Here is a 16774-nt window from a genome sequence, read left to right as displayed (position 1 = left end):
GGGTCAGGCGTCCGCCACCGAGTCGAACGGCACCTGCCCCCGCGTCACCCCGCGCGCGTCCGCGTCCACCGAGCGGCGCAGCGCCTCGTGCAGCTTCGCCGGGGTCAGCACGCCGAGGAACCGCGCCCCCTCCAGCACCGCGACCCACCCGGCGTCGTACTGGAGCATCACCCCGAACGCCTGCTTCAGCGGTGCTCCGACCGGCACCCAGGCGGTCATCCGGTGGGTCAGCTCCCCGACCGTGCCGCCCGCCACCAGTTCGTCGACGCCGACCCAGCCGTGCAGATCACCGCCCGCGTCCAGGACCACCGCCCAGCGGGCGTCCTCGGCCCGCAGCCGTTCCAGCGCCCGCCCCGCGGGTTCGTCCAGCCGGGCCACCGGCGGCTGCTCCAGGTCGTCCGGCTCGATCGCGGTGACCGACAGCCGCTTCAGTCCGCGGTCGGCGCCCACGAAGGAGGCGACGTACGGCGTCGCGGGCGTCCCGAGCACCGCGCCCGGCGTGTCGAACTGTTCGATGCGGCCCTGTCCGTACACGGCGATACGGTCGCCGAGCCGGACGGCCTCCTCGATGTCGTGCGTGACCAGCAGCACGGTCTTGCGCACCGCGGCCTGCATCCGCAGGAACTCGTCCTGCAACTGCTCGCGCACCACCGGGTCGACGGCGCCGAACGGCTCGTCCATCAGCAGCACCGGCGGATCCGCGGCCAGCGCCCGCGCCACGCCGACCCGTTGCCGCTGCCCGCCGGACAGCTGCCGCGGATAGCGCGGCCCGTAGGTCTTCGGGTCGAGACCCACCAGGTCCAGCAGCTCGGCCGCCCGCGCCCGCGCCTTCGCCCGCTTCCAGCCGAGCAGCGCGGGCACGGTCGCGGTGTTGTCCAGGACGGTGCGGTGCGGGAAGAGGCCCACCTGCTGGATGACGTACCCGATCCGGCGGCGCAGCCGCACCGGGTCGACGGTCGCGATGTCCTCGCCGCCGACGAGGATGCGGCCGGAGGTCGGCTCGATGAGCCGGTTCACCATCATCATGGTGGTCGTCTTGCCGCATCCGGAGGGTCCGACGAGCGTGACCAGTTCGCCCTCGGACACCTCGAAGGAGAGGTCGTCCACGGCCGTCGTACCGTCCGGATACCGCTTGGTGACCTGCTCGAACCGGATCATTCCCTCACGCTACGGCAGCGCGTCCCGGGCCTCATCCCGTCGTGCCCCGACCGGCGGACACGGGGCCGGTCAGCGCCCGGCCGTCAGCACGATCTTGCCGTACCGGGCGCCCGCCTCCATGTACCGGTGGGCCTCGACGACGTCCTCCAGTGGGAAGGTGCGGTCCACCACCGGGCGCAGGGTGCCGGTGCGCAGCCCCGAGTCGACGAAGGCGACGGCGCGCCGCATCCGTTCGGGGAGCGCCAGGACCTCGCGGGTCACGGTGTAGGTGCGCATGTTCAGCGCGGGCATGCCCAGGTCGAACCCGGGGAACGGGGTGGGCTCGCCGCTCTGCATCCCCCACAGCAGCAGCGTGCCGTCGGCGGCCACGGCCCGGGCCAGTTCCCGCACGCCCGGCCCGGCGACGGCGTCGAGGACGTGCTCGGCGCCCCGGCCGCCGGTCAGCTCCAGCACCCGGGCGGCCACGTCCTCCTCGTCGGAGACGATCACCTCGGCGGCGCCGTCGTCCAGCAGCCGCTGCCGCTTGGCGCGGGTCCGGGTGACGGCGACGGGCGTGGCGCCGAGCCGGTTCGCCGTCTGGATCGCGGCCAGACCGAGGCTGCTGGAGGCCGCGGTCACCACGGCCGTGTCCCCGGCCCGGATCCCGCCGACCTCCACCATGGCGCCGTACGCGGTCAGGTAGGGCATCCACACCGCCGCCCCGCTGACCGGGTCCACGTCGGGGGAGCGGGGGAGCAGCGCGGACGCGGGGACGAGCGCGCGTTCGGCGTACACGCCGTAGTCGTTGGGGGAGAAGCTCGGCACGACACTGACCGGCTGCCCGGGCACGACACCGGTCACCCCGGGGCCGACCGCCTCCACCACGCCCGCCGCCTCGTTGCCGAGCCGGGCCGGGAACCGCTTGACCGGTTCGATGTACCGGCCGCTGCGGAACAGCCCGTCGGCCCGGTTCACGCCGATCGCCTCGACGCGCAGCAGCACCTCGCCGGGACCCGGCTCACCCGGCTCCAGATCCTCCAGCAGCAGCACCTCGGGCCCGCCGGTCTCGTGGAACCGTACCGTCCTCGCCATGTCAACTCCCCGTTGCCGCAACAGTGATCACTCATCACTCTGCGGCAAAGTACGATGACTGTCAAACTACGACGGTTCTCGTACCAAGGGGATCGTCAGCCGAGCAGGATCACCTCCAGGGTGCGGGGGCCGTGCACGCCCTCCACCCGGTCGAGCTCGATGTCGCTGGTGGCCGACGGGCCGGAGATCCAGGTCAACGGGCGGGCGGGGTCGAGGCGTTCGAGGGCCTGCGGGACGGAGGAGACGACCTGGTCCGGGACGCGGACGACACAGATGTGGTGGTCCGGGACGAGCGAGATACGGCGCCGGCCCTGGTCCGGGGAGCCGTCCAGGACGATCGTGCCGGTCTCGGCGATCGCCACGGCGCAGCCCGTCACCACGCTGTCGACCCGGTCCAGCCGCCGCGCAGTGTCCGCCGCCCGGTCATCGATCCGCACGGGGTCCGCGGCCGCCGTCCACTCCGGCGGCAGTCCGGGCGGCACCAGCACCTCCCGGGCGCCCCGCTCGGCCAGCAACCTGCCGATCAGCTCGGGCAGTTGCGCCACCTCGCCGCGGTGCACGATCGCCCGGTAGTCCGCCAGGTTCTCCGCCAGCAGCTCCACCGTCTGCCCGGCGGTCCGCTCCCCGTGCTCGCGCAGATAGCCCCGGGGCACGGCCTCCTCGTACGGCCGCTCGTCCGGCGTCACATCGGCGAGCGCGCGCCGCACCCGGCCGAGGATCCGCTCCCTGCCGCTCACTCGGCACCGTCCTTTCCGCCGCGCGTGCGCTGCCACCAGTCCCGGAAGGGTTCCGCCGGCACGGCGGGCAGGTCCCGGGTGCCGCTCCAGGCCCGGCCGGGGCCGGGCAGGGTACGGGGGTGCAGCCGGCGGGTCCGGGAGGCCAGCCGCTGGCCCGCGCGCAGGGCGCCCGGGTGGGTGAACGCCCAGCGGGCCGCCCGCATCGCCGCCCGCTCCGCCGCGTGCCCCTTGGCCGGCTGGAGCACCACCTTGTTGCCCTGCCGCACCGCCGGGCCGCCCTCCACCACCCGCTCCCGCAGGTGCACCAGCACCTCGGGGATGTCGATGGCGACGGGGCACACCTCGTAGCAGGCCCCGCACAGGCTCGACGCGTACGGCAGGGAGGCGTCGATCTCGCTCGCCGTGCCCCTGAGCTGGGGGCTGAGGATGGCACCGATGGGACCCGGGTAGACCGAGCCGTACGCGTGCCCGCCGGCCCGTTCGTAGACCGGGCACACGTTCAGGCAGGCGGAGCAGCGGATGCAGCGCAGCGCCTGGCGGCCGACCTGGTCGGCGAGGGTGTCGGTGCGGCCGTTGTCCAGCAGGACCAGGTGGAAGGTACGGGGTCCGTCCTCGTCCGTGGTGCCCGTCCACATGCTGGTGTACGGGTTCATGCGCTCGGCGGTGGAGGAGCGGGGGAGGGTCTGGAGGAAGACCTCCAGGTCCCGCCAGGTGGGGACGACCTTCTCGATGCCGACGACCGAGATGAGGGTCTCGGGCAGGGTCAGGCACATCCGGCCGTTGCCCTCGGACTCCACCACCACGAGCGTGCCGGTCTCGGCGACCATGAAGTTGGCGCCGGAGATGCCGACCTTGGCCCGCAGGAACTTCTCCCGCAGGTGCAGCCGGGCCGCCTCGGCGAGTTCGGCGGGCGTGTCCGTGAGGCCGTCCGGCGCGGGACGGCCCCAGGTGCCCATCTCGGTGCGGAAGATGTCCCGGATCTCGCCGCGGTTGCGGTGGATGGCCGGCACCAGGATGTGCGAGGGACGGTCCTTGCCCAACTGGACGATCAGCTCGGCGAGATCGGTCTCGTAGGCGCGGATGCCCTCGGCCTCCAGGGCTTCGTTGAGGCCGATCTCCTGCGTGGCCATCGACTTGACCTTCACGACCTCCGACTCACCGGTCTCCCTGACCAGCCGGGCGACGATCCGGTTGGCCTCGTCGGCGTCGGCGGCCCAGTGGACCGTACCGCCGGCCGCGGTGACCGACTCCTCCAACTGCTCCAGGTACCGGTCGAGATGGCGCAGGGTGTGGTCCTTGATCCGCCGACCCGCCTCACGCAACTGGGCCCAGTCGGACAACTCGCCCACCGCCCTGGCCCGTTTGGCCCGGATGGTGTGGGTGGCGTGCCGCAGGTTGGCGCGCAGGGTGGGGTTGTGGACGGCGTCGTGCGCGGCCTCCGGAAAGGCCGGCATGCCGACGAACGTTCCGGTCATGCCGGCTCCTCCCGCGTCGTTCCGGTCATGCCGCCGGTTCCTCCTCCGTGCTCGCCAGGATCTCCGCGATGTGCACCGGCCGCATGCCCGTCCGCAGCCGGCTCATCGTGCCGCCGAGGTGCATCAGGCAGGAGTTGTCGGCCGCGCACAGCACCTCCGCGCCCGTCGACTCGGCGCTGCGCACCTTGTCCACGCCCATCGCCGCCGACACCTCGGCGTTCTTCAGCGCGAACGTGCCGCCGAACCCGCAGCACTCCTCGGCACCCGGCAGTTCGACCAGTTCCAGTCCCTTGACGGCCTGGAGCAGCCGGCGCGGCCGGTCGCCGAGCCCCAGCCCGCGCAGCCCGTGACAGGTCGGGTGATAGGTGACCTTGTGCGGGTAGCAGGCGCCGACGTCCGTCACCCCGAGCACGTCCACCAGGAACTCGGTCAGCTCGTACGTCTTCGGCACCACCGGCGCCAGCGTCCGCGCGAGGGCGTCCCCGCGTCCCTCGGCCCGCGCCCGTTCCCCCATCCGCGGATACAGCTCCCGCACCATCGCCCCGCACGACCCGGACGGCGTCACGATCGCCTCGTACTCCCGGAAGACATCGGAGAAATGCCGGGCCAGCGGCTCCGCCTCATGGCGGTAGCCGGTGTTGTAGTGCGCCTGCCCGCAGCAGCTCTGGCCCATCGGGAAGTCGACGTCGACACCCAGTCTGGTCAGCAGCTTCACCACGGCGCGCCCGGTGTCCGGATACAGCGTGTCGTTGACACAGGTCAGGAACAGGGCGACACGCATCGCGGCTCCTCGGTGTCGGTCGTCGGACGAGTGCAGGGTAGTCGGCGGGTCGCGCCGAGAAGAGAGCGCGGCTCACCGCGTGGCGAGCCGGGCCTCGGCCGCCCGCCACCGGGCGGTGTCGCCGCGAGGCGCGTACCGGGTGAGCGGCTGGGTACGGGTCAGCAGCCGGCGCAGGGCGGCCAGGTCGCCGCCGAGTCCGTGCGCGCGGGCCTGCACGAGGACGTTGCCGAGGGCCGCCGCCTCGGTCGCACCGGCCACCACCGGCAGACCGCAGGCGTCGGCCGTCAGCTGGCACAGCAGCGCGTTGCGGGTGCCGCCCCCGACCAGGTACACCACGTCCACCGGACGGTCGGCCAGCCGCTGCGCCTCCAGCACGGCCCGCCGGTGGGCGAGGGCCAGCGAGTCGAGGATGCACCGGGTGGTCTCGGCCCGGGTCTCGGGCACCGGCTGCCCCGACACCCGGCAGGCCTCGGCGATCCGCTCCGGCATCCGCCCCGGCGCCAGGAACGCCCCGTCCCCGGCGTCCACCACCGAGCGCAGCGTCGGCACGGTGGCCGCCTCCCGCAGCAGCACCCCCAGATCCGGCTCGCCCCAGGCCCGTACGCACTCCTGGAGCAGCCACAGCCCCATGATGTTGCGCAGATAGCGGACGGTGCCGTCCAGGCCCAGCTCGTTGGTGAAGTTCGCGGCCCGGCTCTCCTCGGTGAGCACGGGCGCGTCCAGCTCCAGCCCCGCCAGGGACCAGGTGCCGGTGCAGATGTAGGCGAAGCGCTCACCGGCCGCCGCCGGGATCGCGGCCACCGCGGAGGCGGTGTCGTGCGAGCCGACGGCCGTCACCGGCACCGGACCGGCCAGGCCCGTCTCCGCCAGCACCTCCGGCCGCAGCCTCCCGGCCGGATCGCCCGGCTGCCGCAGCGGCGCGAACAGGCCGAGGTCGATGTCCAGCCGCTCGGCGACCCCGTACGCCCAGTCACGGGTCCGGGGATCGATCAGCTGGGTGGTGGAGGCGTTGGTCAGCTCGGTGCCCTGCTCGCCGGTGAGCCAGTACGTCAGCAGGTCCGGGATGAGCAACAGCCGCCGCGCACCGGCCGACTGGGCGGTCGAGCGGGCGGCCGTGAGCTGGTACAGGGTGTTGAACGGGGCGTACTGGATGCCGGTGGCCGCGTACAGCTCCGCCGCCGGCACGGTCGCCCACACCTTCTCCGCCACGCCCTCCGTGCGGGCATCGCGGTAGTGCACCGGATTGCCGAGCAGGGCCCCGTCGGCGTCCAGCAGACCGTAGTCGACGGCCCAGCTGTCCACGCCCACCGAGGCGAGCCGTCCACCGCAGTGGGCACCCGCCGCCCGCAGCCCGTCCAGGACACCGCCGTACAGCGCGAGCACGTCCCAGCGCAGCCCCTCCGGGACCCGCACCGGCCGGTTGGGGAACCGGTGCGCCTCGCTCAGCTCCACCGAGTCCGGGCCCACCCGCCCCACCATCACCCGCCCGCTGGAGGCGCCGAGATCGACCGCGGCGTACGACCTCACACCCGCGCTCATCGCAGGAACGCGGCCGCCACACCCGCGTCGACGGGGATGTGCAGCCCGGTGGTGTGGGTGAGGTCCCCGCCCGTGAGCGCGAACACCGCGTTCGCCACATGCTCGGGCAGCACCTCCCGCTTCAGGATGGTCCGCTGCGCGTAGAACTCGCCCAGTTTCTCCTCCGGCACCCCGTACACCGCGGCCCGCTGCGCCCCCCAGCCGCCGGCGAAGATCCCGGACCCGCGCACCACGCCGTCCGGGTTGACCCCGTTCACCCGGATCCCGTGCTCGCCCAACTCGGCGGCCAGCAGCCGCACCTGATGGGCCTGGTCGGCCTTGGCGGCCGAGTAGGCGATGTTGTTCGGCCCGGCGAAGACGGCGTTCTTCGAGGCGATGTACACGATGTCGCCGCCCAGCCCCTGCGCGATCATCACCCGCGCCGCCTCCCTCGACACCAGGAAGGAACCACGGGCCATGATGTCGTGCTGAAGGTCCCAGTCCTTCGCCGACGTCTCCAGCAGCGGCTTGGAGACGGAGATCCCGGCGTTGTTGACGACCAGGTCCACCCCGCCGAAGGCGAGCACGGCCGCCCGGAACGCGGCGGCGATCTGCTCCTCGGACGTGACGTCGACGGTGACGGCGACGGCCTGGTCCGGACCGCCCAGCTCCTCGGCGACGGCCGAGGCGTTCTCACCGTTCAGATCGGCGACGACGACACACGCCCCCTCGGCCACCAGCCGGTGCGCGATCGCCTTCCCGATCCCGCTGCCGGCCCCCGTCACGAGCGCGACGCGCGTGGCGAGCGGCTTCGGCGCGGGCATCCGCCGGAGCTTGGCCTCCTCCAGCGCCCAGTACTCGATGCGGAACTTCTCGGCTTCCTCGATCGGCGCGTACGACGAGACGGACTCGGCCCCGCGCATCACGTTGACGGCGTTGACGTAGAACTCGCCCGCCACCCGGGCGGTCTGCTTGTCCTTGCCGAAGGAGAACATGCCGACGCCGGGGACGAGCACGATGGCCGGGTCGGCGCCGCGCATGGCGGGGGAGTCGGGCAGCGCGTGCCGCCGGTAGTAGGCGGCGTACTCCTCGCGGTACGCGGCGTGCAGCTCCTTCAACCGGGCCACGGCCTCGTCCAGCGGCGCGGCCGGCGGCAGGTCCAGGACGAGCGGCCGTACCTTCGTCCGCAGGAAGTGGTCGGGGCAGGAGGTGCCGAGAGCGGCCAGCCGGGGGTGCTCGGCACGGGCGAGGAAGTCGAGTACGGCATCCGAGTCGTCGAAGTGTCCGACCCGCGGCCTGTCCTGCGAGGCGAGCGCACGGACGTACGGCGCGAGAGCCGCGGCCCGCTCCCTCCGCTCGGGCTCGGGCAGCGCCTCGTACCCCTCGACGACGGGCCCGAACGGCTCCGCCTTCCCCTTCTCGGCGAGGAACGCCTCGGCCGTCCGGATGATGTGCAGCGAGTTCCGCTCGCACTCCTCGGACGAGTCGCCCCAGGCGGTGATCCCGTGCCCGCCGAGGATGCATCCGACGGCCTGCGGGTGGGCGGCCCTGATCGCGGCGATGTCCAGCCCCAGCTGGAACCCGGGCCGCCGCCACGGCACCCACACCACACTGTTCCCGAAGCATTCGGCGGTCAGCTTCTCCCCGTCGGCCGCACAGGCCAGCGCGATACCGGAGTCGGGGTGCAGGTGATCCACGTGCGGGGCGTCCACCAGCCCGTGCATCGCGGTGTCGATGGAGGGCGCGGCCCCGCCCTTGCCGTGCAGACAGTAGTCGAACGCGGCGACCATCTCGTCCTCGCGCTCGGCCCCCGGATACACCTCCACGAGCGCCCGCAGCCGATCCAGCCGCAACACGGCCAGCCCGCCCTCGGTGAGCGTGCCGAGGTCACCACCGGACCCCTTCACCCACATCAGCTCCACATCACCACCGGTGACGGGATCGGTGGCGGTGCCCTTCGCGGAGGCGTTCCCGCCGGCGTAGTTGGTGTTGCGGGGATCGGAGCCGAGGCGGTGGGAGCGGTCGAGGAGAGCGGCGACTTCGGGACGGGTGGTCATGAGTACGGTTCCCTTTTCAGAAGAGGGTGGGATGCAAAGGGGCGCGGGGAACTGCGCGACCCGCCACATGCGGCCCGCACCCCGCAGACAACAGAACCCGGCAGACGCTCACGCCCCCCAACCGGCCTGCTCGCCGCCAACCCGCTCGGCGACGATCTTCTCGGCCCACCCGGACCGGGCATACGCGGCCATGGGATCGGAGTCCAACCCCAACTCCTCCCGCACCTCGGCCAGAAGCCCCCGGACATCGGTGTTGTACGCATCCATCAGCACGGCATTGGCCCCGAGCACGTCCCCGGCCCCCTGAGCCGCTGCCAACGCCTCACGGTCGACCAGCAGGGCCTTGGCCGTGGCCTCCTGGACGTTCATCACCGAGCGGATGATCGCCGGAATCTTCGGCTCGATGTTGTGACACTGATCGAGCATGAACGCGACCTCGGAGGTGAACCCCCCGCCCCGGACCACCTCGAACATGATCCGGAACAACTGGAACGGATCCGCCGCCCCCACCATCAGGTCGTCGTCGGCGTAGAAGCGCGAGTTGAAGTCGAACCCGCCGAGCTTCCCCTCCCGCAACAGCGTCGCCACGATGAACTCGATGTTGGTCCCCGGCGCGTGGTGTCCGGTGTCCACGACCACCTGGGCCTGGTCGCCGAGCTTGAGACAGTGCGCGTACGCGGTCCCCCAGTCCGGCACGTCCGTGGTGTAGAACGCCGGCTCGAAGAACTTGTACTCCAGCAGCATCCGCTGCCCCTCACCGAGCCGCGCGTACACCTCGGCCAGCCCTTCCGCGAGCCGGTCCTGCCGGGCGCGGATGTCGTCCTGCCCGGGATAGTTCGTACCGTCGGCGAACCACAGCTTCAGGTCCCGCGACCCGGTGGTGTCCATGATGTCGACGCACCGCAGCAGGTGATCGACGGCCTTGCGCCGTACCGCCGCGTCCGGGTGGCAGATGCTGCCCAGCTTGTAGTCGTCGTCCTGGAAGGTGTTGGAGTTGATCGCGCCCAGCCGTACGCCCCGCTCCTCGGCGTACTTCGCCAGCGCCGCGTAGTCGTCGACCGCGTCCCAGGGGATGTGCAGGGCGACGGTCGGTGCGACGCCGGTGAGGGCGTGCACCTGGGCCGCGTCCTGGAGCTTCTCCCACGGTGAGCGCGGCACCCCGGCCTGGGCGAAGACCTTGAAGCGGGTCCCGGAGTTCCCGTACGCCCACGACGGCGTCTCGACGGCCTGGGTCTTGAGCGCGGCCTTCACCGCGGCGAGGTCGGTCACTTCGGGGCTCCTGTGATGTCGGCGGACGACTGAGCATGTGAAACGATTCAGAACGGCAAGCTAGGGGGCGCCCGGAGGGGTGTCAAGCAGTCCGACGGCTCCGGCTCGCCGTGACCCCGCCGTGACCTTCGGCTATCGAAATTTTTTCGATACGGACCCATTGACGTGACATGGCTGCGGTGCCTACCGTCCCGGCCATCCACTTGAAACCTTTCACGACCCCGTGGCGGCCCCGCGGCCCTGCCGTTCCCGCCGCCGGTGTCGCTGAGGAGCCCCCATGACCCACCCGCCTGACACGGGACCGGCCCCGGTGCTGGCACTGAAGGGCGTCTCCAAGTCCTTCGGTGCCGTACGCGCCCTGCGGGACGTCTCCCTGGAGCTGCTGCCCGGCGAGGTGCACGCCCTCGCCGGCGAGAACGGCGCGGGCAAGTCGACGCTGATCAAGACCCTCGCCGGAGTGCACCGGCCGGACACCGGCCAGGTGCTGCTCGACGGCGAACCCGTCCTCTTCCACGGCCCCGGCGACGCCCGTGACGCCGGCATCGCCGTGATCTACCAGGAACCGACCCTCTTCCCCGACCTGTCGATCGCCGAGAACATCTTCATGGGCCGCCGGCCCAGGCGCGCTCTCGGCCGGATCGACCACAGGGCCACCCGAGCGGCGACGGCCGCCCTGATGCAGCGGCTCGGCGTCGACCTCGACCCCGACCGGCCCGCCCGTGGCCTGTCCATCGCCGACCAGCAGATCGTGGAGATCGCCAAGGCGCTGTCCTTCGACGCCCGGGTGCTGATCATGGACGAGCCGACGGCCGCCCTGACCGGCAGCGAGGTCGCCCGCCTTTTCGGTGTCGTCCGCACGCTGCGCGAGCAGGGCGCGGCCGTGCTGTTCATCTCGCACCGGCTGGAGGAGATCTTCGAGATCTGCCAGAAGGTGACCACGCTCCGGGACGGCGCCTGGATCGCGAGCGAGCCGCTCGCCGGGATGACCGAGGACGACCTGGTCCGCCGGATGGTAGGCCGTGACCTGGCCGAGCTGTACCCCAAGCAGGAGGTGCAGCCCGGCGAGGTGGTGCTGAGCGTCCGCCGGCTGACCCGCGAGGGCGTGTTCACCGATGTGTCCTTCGAGGTGCGGCGCGGTGAGATCGTCGGCCTCGCGGGGCTCGTGGGGGCGGGCCGTACCGAGGTGGCCCGCGCGGTGTTCGGCGTGGACCGCTGGGACGCGGGCGAGGTGGAGGTCGCCGGGCGCCGGCTCACGGGCGGTGCGCCGTCCGTGGCGATGGCGGCGGGGCTGGCCCTCGTCCCGGAGGACCGGCGCGCCCAGGGCCTGGTGATGGATCTGTCCATCGAGCGGAACATCGGCCTGACCGGGCTCCGTACGACCGCCCGGGCCGGGCTGGTGAACCGGGGTGCCGAGCGCAGCCGTTCGCTGGACTGGGCGGTGAAGCTCCAGGTGAAGTACGCCCGGATCGCGGACGCCGTCGCCACCCTGTCCGGCGGCAACCAGCAGAAGGTCGTCCTCGCCAAGTGGCTCGCCACCGCCCCCGAGGTGCTCATCGTGGACGAGCCGACCCGGGGCATCGACGTCGGCACCAAGGCCGAGGTGCACCGGCTGCTCGGCGAACTGGCCGCCGACGGGGTCGCCGTCCTGATGATCTCCTCCGATCTGCCGGAGATCCTCGGTATGGCCGACCGGGTGCTCGTGATGCACGAGGGCCGGATCACCGCCGAGATCCCCCGTTCCGACGCCACCGAGGAGACCGTGATGGCCGCCGCCACCGGGAGGACCGCCGCATGACGGTGACCACCACGGACGAGACCCCCGTCGCCGCAGTGCCCCGGTCCGGCGGCACCCGGCTGGTCGACCGGGTCTTCAGGATGCGGGAACTCGCGATCCTTGCCGTCTTCCTGGTGATGATCGCGGTCACCCAGGCGGGCAACCGTGAGTTCCTCTCCGAGCAGGGCGTCAAGGACCTGCTGCTCAACGCCACCATCCTGGTACTGGTCGCCACCGGCCAGTCCCTGGTCGTCCTCACCCGCAACGTCGACCTGTCCGTCGGCTCCACCCTCGGCATCAGCGCCTTCGCCGCCGGCACCTATCTGCACGGCGGCGGCAGCACGGTCGTCGCGATCCTCCTCGCCGTGCTGCTCGGCGTCGGCTCCGGCCTGCTCAACGGGCTGCTGGTCAGCCTGGGCCAGGTGCCCGCGCTGGTCGTCACCCTCGGCACCCTGTACATCATCCGGGGCGTCGACTCCATCTGGGTCGGCTCCCGGCAGATCACGGCGGCCGACCTCCCCGGCGGCTTCGTGGACTTCGGCTCCGGCGGCATCTTCGCGATCCCCTGGCTCGCCGTGATCGCGCTCGTGGTGCTCGTGGCGACGGGGTACTACCTCAAGCACTACGGCAGCGGGCGGGAACTGTACGCCCTCGGCTCCAACCCCGAGGCGGCCCGGCTGGCCGGCATCCCGGTGCGCAAGCGGATCCTGGCCGCGTACACCTTCTGCGGCGCGCTCGCCGGACTCGCCGGAGCGATGTACCTGGCCCGGTTCGGCAACGTCGACTCCGGCACCGGCAACGGCTACGAACTCACCGTCGTCAGCGCGGTCGTGGTCGGCGGCATCGCCTTCACCGGCGGCTCCGGCAGCGTCTACGGCGCCGCCCTCGGCGCCCTGCTGCTCACCTCGATCAACAGCGTGCTGCCCGCGCTCGGCGTCAGCTCCGTCTGGGTGCTCGCGATCAACGGCGTCCTGCTGCTGCTCGCCATCGCCGTCGACCGGATCGTGGCGCTGCGCGTGACCGCCGCCCTGAAGAAGAAGTCGGCCCCGAGGAGGATCGCCATGGCGAAGGAGAAGGCCGGTGCCTGAGTCGCTCACCCGCGCGGTCCGCTGGGACACGGTCGTCGGCGCGCTGCTCGTCGTCCTGTTGCTGCTGTCGTTCGGCTTCGTCGACGGCTTCGGCAACGCGCTCAACCTGTCGTTCCTCCTCGGCAACACGCTCCCGATCGCGCTGATCGCCCTGCCGATGACCCTGCTGGTCGTCGCCGGCGAGATCGACCTGTCCGTCGCGTCCACGGCCGGGCTGTCCGGCGCGGTGATGGGCAGGCTGTGGAACGAGGGCATGACCATCGAGACGATCATTCCGCTGTGCCTGCTGCTGGGCGTGGTCTGCGGGCTGGTCAACGGTCTGCTGGTGACCCGGCTCGGACTGCCCTCCCTCGCCGTCACCATCGGCACCCTCGCCGCCTACCGGGGCATCGCGCAGATCGTCCTCGGGTCCGACGCGGTGACCGACTTCCCGCAGCAGTACCTGGACTTCGCCGCCGGCCGTGTCGCTGACACGTTCCTGCCGAAGGCGTTCCTGCCCTTCGTCGTGGTGCTCGCCATCGCCGTGGTGCTGCTGCACGCCACGCCGTTCGGGCGGTCATTGTTCGCCATCGGGGCGGGGGAGGAGGCGGCGTGGTTCGCCGGGATCCGGGTGAAGCGGACGAAGCTGCTGCTGTTCGTCGCCACGGGGTTCATGGCGGCGTCGACGGGTGTGTTCTGGGCGCTGCACTACGCCAGTGCGCGCTATGACAACGCCACCGGGCTCGAACTGTCCGTCGTCGCCGCCGTGCTGCTGGGCGGGATCGACTTCGACGGGGGCAAGGGCACCATCGGCGGGGCCATCGCCGGTGTCTTCCTGCTCGGTGCGCTGCAGAACGTGATGAGTCTGCTGAACGTGTCGGCGCAGTCGCAGATCGTCGTGACGGGTGTGCTGCTCGTCGTCTCCGTGCTCGGGCCCCGGGTCGCCCGGCAATACAGCACCGCGTCCCTGAAGGGACGCTCCCACCCCTCCTCCTCGTAAGGAACCCTCCGCCATGCGCGCGTCCCGCCTCACCCTCGTCTCCGTCACCTCCCTCGCCCTCGCCCTCACCGCCTGCGGTGGCACGACCAAGAACGATGTCAAGAACGACAACTCCGCCGCCGCCTCCGCCGGCAAGGCCGATCCGAACGCGGCCACCAAGAAGGGGCTGACCGTGGGCTTCCTGCCCAAGCAGGTCAACAATCCCTACTTCACCACCGCCGACAAGGGCGGTGAGAAGGCGCTCGGCGAACTCGGCTCGACGTACAAGGAGGCCGGGCCGAGCAGCGCCACCGACACCGCCGGGCAGGTGAGTTACGTCAACACGCTCACGCAGCAGCGGGTGAACGCCATCGCCGTCTCCGCGCAGGACCCGGGTGCCCTGTGCACCGCGCTGAAGCAGGCCATGACGAACGACATCAAGGTCGTCACCTACGACTCCGACACCGACCCCGGCTGCCGCAACGCCTTCGTCTCGCAGGCCGGTGCCGAGGACCTGGGCCGTACCGAGGTGCAGCTGCTCGCCGAACAGATCGGGTACAAGGGCGAGATCGCGATCCTGTCGGCCGCGCAGACCGCGACCAACCAGAACACCTGGATCGGCTACATGAAGGACGAGCTGAAGGACCCCAAGTACAAGGACATCAAGCTCGTCAAGATCGCCTACGGCAACGACGACGCCCAGCAGTCCTTCCAGCAGACCCAGGGCCTGCTGCAGGAACACCCGGACCTGAAGGGGATCATCTCCCCGACCACCGTCGGCATCAAGGCCGCCGCCCAGTACCTGTCGGGCTCCAAGTACAAGGGCAAGGTCAAGCTGACCGGGCTCGGCACGCCGAACGACCTGCGCAAGTACGTCAAGAACGGCACCGTCGACGCCTTCGAGCTGTGGGACCCGGCCAAGCTCGGGGACCTGGCCGCCCGGACCGTGGTCGCGCTGGCGTCGGGGCAGATCACCGGCAAGGAGGGCGAGACCTTCAAGGCCGGCGGCACGACGTACACCATCGGCAAGGACGGCGTGATCAGCCTGGGCAAGCCGACCGTGTTCGACGCCAGGAACATCGACCAGTTCGACTTCTGAGCCGACGGGGGCTGTTGATGCAGCGCGTGTGTTTCCTGCTGAAGGTGCGGGCCGACCGGCTCGACGAGTACCGGGAGCGGCACGCGGCCGTCTGGCCGGAGATGCTGGAGGCCCTGAGGGCGACCGGCTGGCACAACTACTCGCTGTTCCTGCGCGAGGACGGCCTGCTCGTCGGCTATCTGGAGACGGAGGACTTCGCCGCCGCCCAGGCGGGCATGGCGGCCACCGACGTCAACGCGCGCTGGCAGAAGGAGATGGCGCCGTTCTTCGAGTCCCTGGACGGCGCCCGCCCCGACGAGGCCATGAAACCGCTCACCGAAGTGTTCCACCTCGCCTGACCACCTGGAGCCCACCATGAGACGACGCACCGTGCTGGCCGGCGCCCTCGCCGCCTCCGTCACGGCCGCCGGAACCGCACGGGCGGCCGCCCCCGGCCCGTCGGTCACGAGCAAGGGAACCACCCGACTCGACGCCCAGGCCGTCTACTTCGTCTCCTACGACGGCCTGGTCAACAACAACTCCTTCCAGAAGAACGGCCTGCTGACCCACAAGGGCCACCAGTACGCCGCCTGGTACACGGCGAGCCGCAACGCGGTCGTCGCCCGCCGGGCCCTCGGCTCCGCCACCTGGTCGACGGCCACCCTGCCGCACCGGCTCAAGGCCGACGACTCCCACAACGTCATCTCCATGGGCGTCTCCGCGACGGACGGCCGCCTCCACCTGAACATGGACTCCCACAGCGACGGCTTCTTCTACGTCAAGTCCGTCGCCGGGCTCATGGACGACCCGACGGGCACGGCCTGGACCCCGTCCGTCTTCGGCGCCGTACAGACCACCCTCGACGGGCTCGCGCTCACCTCGCAGTTCACCTACCCGCAGTTCGTCGCCACCCCGGAGGGCCGGCTCCAGCTCAGCTACCGCGCCGGTGTCTCCGGCAACGGCCGGGGCGCCCTGGCGGAGTACGACGGGTCACGCTGGACCGCGCTGGGGGAGTGGACCAGCGCGACCGGCACGTACACCAGTGAGCACGGCTCCAGCACCGCCCGGAACATGTATCTGCACGGCATCGACTACGACACGCGGGGCCGGCTGCACGCCCTGTTCACCTGGCGGGAGCAGAACGCGGCCGTCATGTGCGGCGGCGGCGGCATCACCAACCACGACACCGGCTACGTCTGGTCCGACGACCGCGGCCGTACCTGGCGCAACGACGCGGGCACCGTCGTCGGCACCACCGGCGGCGCCGACAGGGTCTCCGTCGGCGACGGCGGCCTCGTGGTCGACCCGCTGAACCCGGACCACTCGCTGATGAACCAGGAGAGCCAGACCACCGACTCCGCCGGCCGGCCGCACGCCGTCATCTCCTACGTCCCCGGCCGCTTCGGCCAGTGCACCACCGACTACGTCGCCGACCGCACCGCCCACGGACGCGCCTTCCACCTGCGCAAGAACGCCTCCGGCGGCTGGCAGAAGACCGAGATCCCGGTCCCCCTCGGCTCCAGCCAGCGCACCAAGCTGGTCCTGGACCGGTACGACAACGCCTACGCCGTTTTCCCGTACGGTCGTATCGCCGCGGCCTCGCGGGCTTCCGGGTACACCGACTGGACGCTGCTGTACGACGGCGGCGGACTGAACGCCTTCGGCGAGGTCGTCATCGACGAGACCCGGGTCAGGGCGGACAACGTGCTGTCGTTCATGTACCAGGAGAAATCCACCGGCACCACACCCTCGGCACTGCACGTGGCCGACTTCGCCCTGCCGGCGTGACGGTAATGTGAAGGTCGTCCCG

14 protein-coding genes are annotated in these 16774 nt (G+C 71.6%); 6 read left to right on the top strand and 8 right to left on the bottom strand.

Annotated elements, in window-relative coordinates; translation table 11 throughout:
- Positions 1 to 3: 3 nt before the first annotated feature.
- The 8 genes from ACZ4U1_RS04470 to rhaI form a co-directional block, all read right to left on the bottom strand.
- The gene (locus ACZ4U1_RS04470; RefSeq protein WP_467899439.1) at positions 4 to 1158 is read right to left on the bottom strand and encodes a betaine/proline/choline family ABC transporter ATP-binding protein; all 1155 of its coding nucleotides are present in this window, start codon (positions 1156 to 1158) and stop codon (positions 4 to 6) included.
- 69 nt (positions 1159 to 1227) lie between these two features.
- Entirely contained in the window at positions 1228 to 2229 is a 1002-nt protein-coding gene (locus tag ACZ4U1_RS04465) for a zinc-dependent alcohol dehydrogenase family protein (protein WP_467899437.1), read from the bottom strand.
- Positions 2230 to 2324: 95 nt separating this feature from the next.
- Positions 2325 to 2966 carry a LutC/YkgG family protein gene (locus ACZ4U1_RS04460; protein WP_467899435.1) on the bottom strand — a complete coding sequence of 214 codons (642 nt, stop codon included), beginning with the start codon at positions 2964 to 2966 and terminating at the stop codon, positions 2325 to 2327.
- Complete coding sequence (locus ACZ4U1_RS04455; RefSeq protein WP_467899433.1) at positions 2963 to 4441, bottom strand: LutB/LldF family L-lactate oxidation iron-sulfur protein; 1479 nt, start codon at positions 4439 to 4441, stop codon at positions 2963 to 2965. Before ACZ4U1_RS04455 ends, ACZ4U1_RS04460 begins: the two co-directional genes overlap by 4 nt.
- Positions 4442 to 4466: 25 nt before the next feature.
- Positions 4467 to 5222 carry a (Fe-S)-binding protein gene (locus tag ACZ4U1_RS04450; RefSeq protein ID WP_467899432.1) on the bottom strand — a complete coding sequence of 252 codons (756 nt, stop codon included), beginning with the start codon at positions 5220 to 5222 and terminating at the stop codon, positions 4467 to 4469.
- A 72-nt stretch (positions 5223 to 5294) separates the two neighbouring features.
- A complete protein-coding gene (locus tag ACZ4U1_RS04445; protein ID WP_467899430.1) occupies positions 5295 to 6761 on the bottom strand; it encodes a rhamnulokinase in 1467 nt (488 codons plus the stop codon).
- Positions 6758 to 8797 carry a bifunctional aldolase/short-chain dehydrogenase gene (locus ACZ4U1_RS04440; RefSeq protein WP_467899428.1) on the bottom strand — a complete coding sequence of 680 codons (2040 nt, stop codon included), beginning with the start codon at positions 8795 to 8797 and terminating at the stop codon, positions 6758 to 6760. The genes ACZ4U1_RS04445 and ACZ4U1_RS04440 overlap by 4 nt, the downstream gene beginning before the upstream one ends.
- 108 nt (positions 8798 to 8905) lie before the next feature.
- A complete protein-coding gene (gene rhaI / locus ACZ4U1_RS04435; RefSeq protein WP_467899426.1) occupies positions 8906 to 10066 on the bottom strand; it encodes an L-rhamnose isomerase in 1161 nt (386 codons plus the stop codon).
- Positions 10067 to 10343: 277 nt separating this feature from the next.
- On the opposite strand from rhaI, the gene ACZ4U1_RS04430 reads away from it, so the two are divergent.
- The 6 genes from ACZ4U1_RS04430 to ACZ4U1_RS04405 are packed head-to-tail and all read left to right on the top strand — an operon-like array spanning position 10344 to position 16752.
- Positions 10344 to 11861, top strand: coding sequence for a sugar ABC transporter ATP-binding protein (locus ACZ4U1_RS04430; protein WP_467899424.1), 1518 nt, complete (start codon positions 10344 to 10346; stop codon positions 11859 to 11861).
- Complete coding sequence (locus tag ACZ4U1_RS04425) at positions 11858 to 12928, top strand: ABC transporter permease (RefSeq protein WP_467899421.1); 1071 nt, start codon at positions 11858 to 11860, stop codon at positions 12926 to 12928. Before ACZ4U1_RS04430 ends, ACZ4U1_RS04425 begins: the two co-directional genes overlap by 4 nt.
- Positions 12921 to 13907: an ABC transporter permease gene (locus ACZ4U1_RS04420; RefSeq protein WP_467899419.1), complete on the top strand. Its 987-nt coding sequence runs from the start codon at positions 12921 to 12923 to the stop codon at positions 13905 to 13907. The genes ACZ4U1_RS04425 and ACZ4U1_RS04420 overlap by 8 nt, the downstream gene beginning before the upstream one ends.
- A gap of 13 nt (positions 13908 to 13920) precedes the next feature.
- Entirely contained in the window at positions 13921 to 14985 is a 1065-nt protein-coding gene (gene rhaS / locus ACZ4U1_RS04415) for a rhamnose ABC transporter substrate-binding protein (RefSeq protein WP_467899418.1), read from the top strand.
- A gap of 17 nt (positions 14986 to 15002) precedes the next feature.
- Positions 15003 to 15323, top strand: a complete 321-nt coding sequence (locus ACZ4U1_RS04410; protein WP_467899416.1) for an L-rhamnose mutarotase — start codon at positions 15003 to 15005, stop codon at positions 15321 to 15323.
- A 16-nt stretch (positions 15324 to 15339) separates the two neighbouring features.
- On the top strand, positions 15340 to 16752 hold the full coding sequence (locus ACZ4U1_RS04405; protein ID WP_467899414.1) for a BNR repeat-containing protein: 1413 nt from the start codon (positions 15340 to 15342) through the stop codon (positions 16750 to 16752).
- Positions 16753 to 16774: the final 22 nt, after the last annotated feature.

The organism is Streptomyces sp. NPDC028928, assembly GCF_055564915.1.
The sequence above is the reverse complement of the archived record's forward strand: the minus strand, read 5'-3'. Positions and strand labels throughout refer to the sequence as shown.

Coding starts and splice junctions, on each gene's coding strand:
- ACZ4U1_RS04455 (WP_467899433.1), bottom strand. CDS start 4,441: ATGACCGGAACGTTCGTCGGCATGCCGGCCTTTCCGGAGGCCGCGCAC.
- ACZ4U1_RS04425 (WP_467899421.1), top strand. CDS start 11,858: ATGACGGTGACCACCACGGACGAGACCCCCGTCGCCGCAGTGCCCCGG.
- ACZ4U1_RS04440 (WP_467899428.1), bottom strand. CDS start 8,797: ATGACCACCCGTCCCGAAGTCGCCGCTCTCCTCGACCGCTCCCACCGC.
- ACZ4U1_RS04410 (WP_467899416.1), top strand. CDS start 15,003: ATGCAGCGCGTGTGTTTCCTGCTGAAGGTGCGGGCCGACCGGCTCGAC.
- ACZ4U1_RS04470 (WP_467899439.1), bottom strand. CDS start 1,158: ATGATCCGGTTCGAGCAGGTCACCAAGCGGTATCCGGACGGTACGACG.
- ACZ4U1_RS04445 (WP_467899430.1), bottom strand. CDS start 6,761: ATGAGCGCGGGTGTGAGGTCGTACGCCGCGGTCGATCTCGGCGCCTCC.
- ACZ4U1_RS04465 (WP_467899437.1), bottom strand. CDS start 2,229: ATGGCGAGGACGGTACGGTTCCACGAGACCGGCGGGCCCGAGGTGCTG.
- ACZ4U1_RS04405 (WP_467899414.1), top strand. CDS start 15,340: ATGAGACGACGCACCGTGCTGGCCGGCGCCCTCGCCGCCTCCGTCACG.
- ACZ4U1_RS04450 (WP_467899432.1), bottom strand. CDS start 5,222: ATGCGTGTCGCCCTGTTCCTGACCTGTGTCAACGACACGCTGTATCCG.
- rhaS (WP_467899418.1), top strand. CDS start 13,921: ATGCGCGCGTCCCGCCTCACCCTCGTCTCCGTCACCTCCCTCGCCCTC.
- ACZ4U1_RS04430 (WP_467899424.1), top strand. CDS start 10,344: ATGACCCACCCGCCTGACACGGGACCGGCCCCGGTGCTGGCACTGAAG.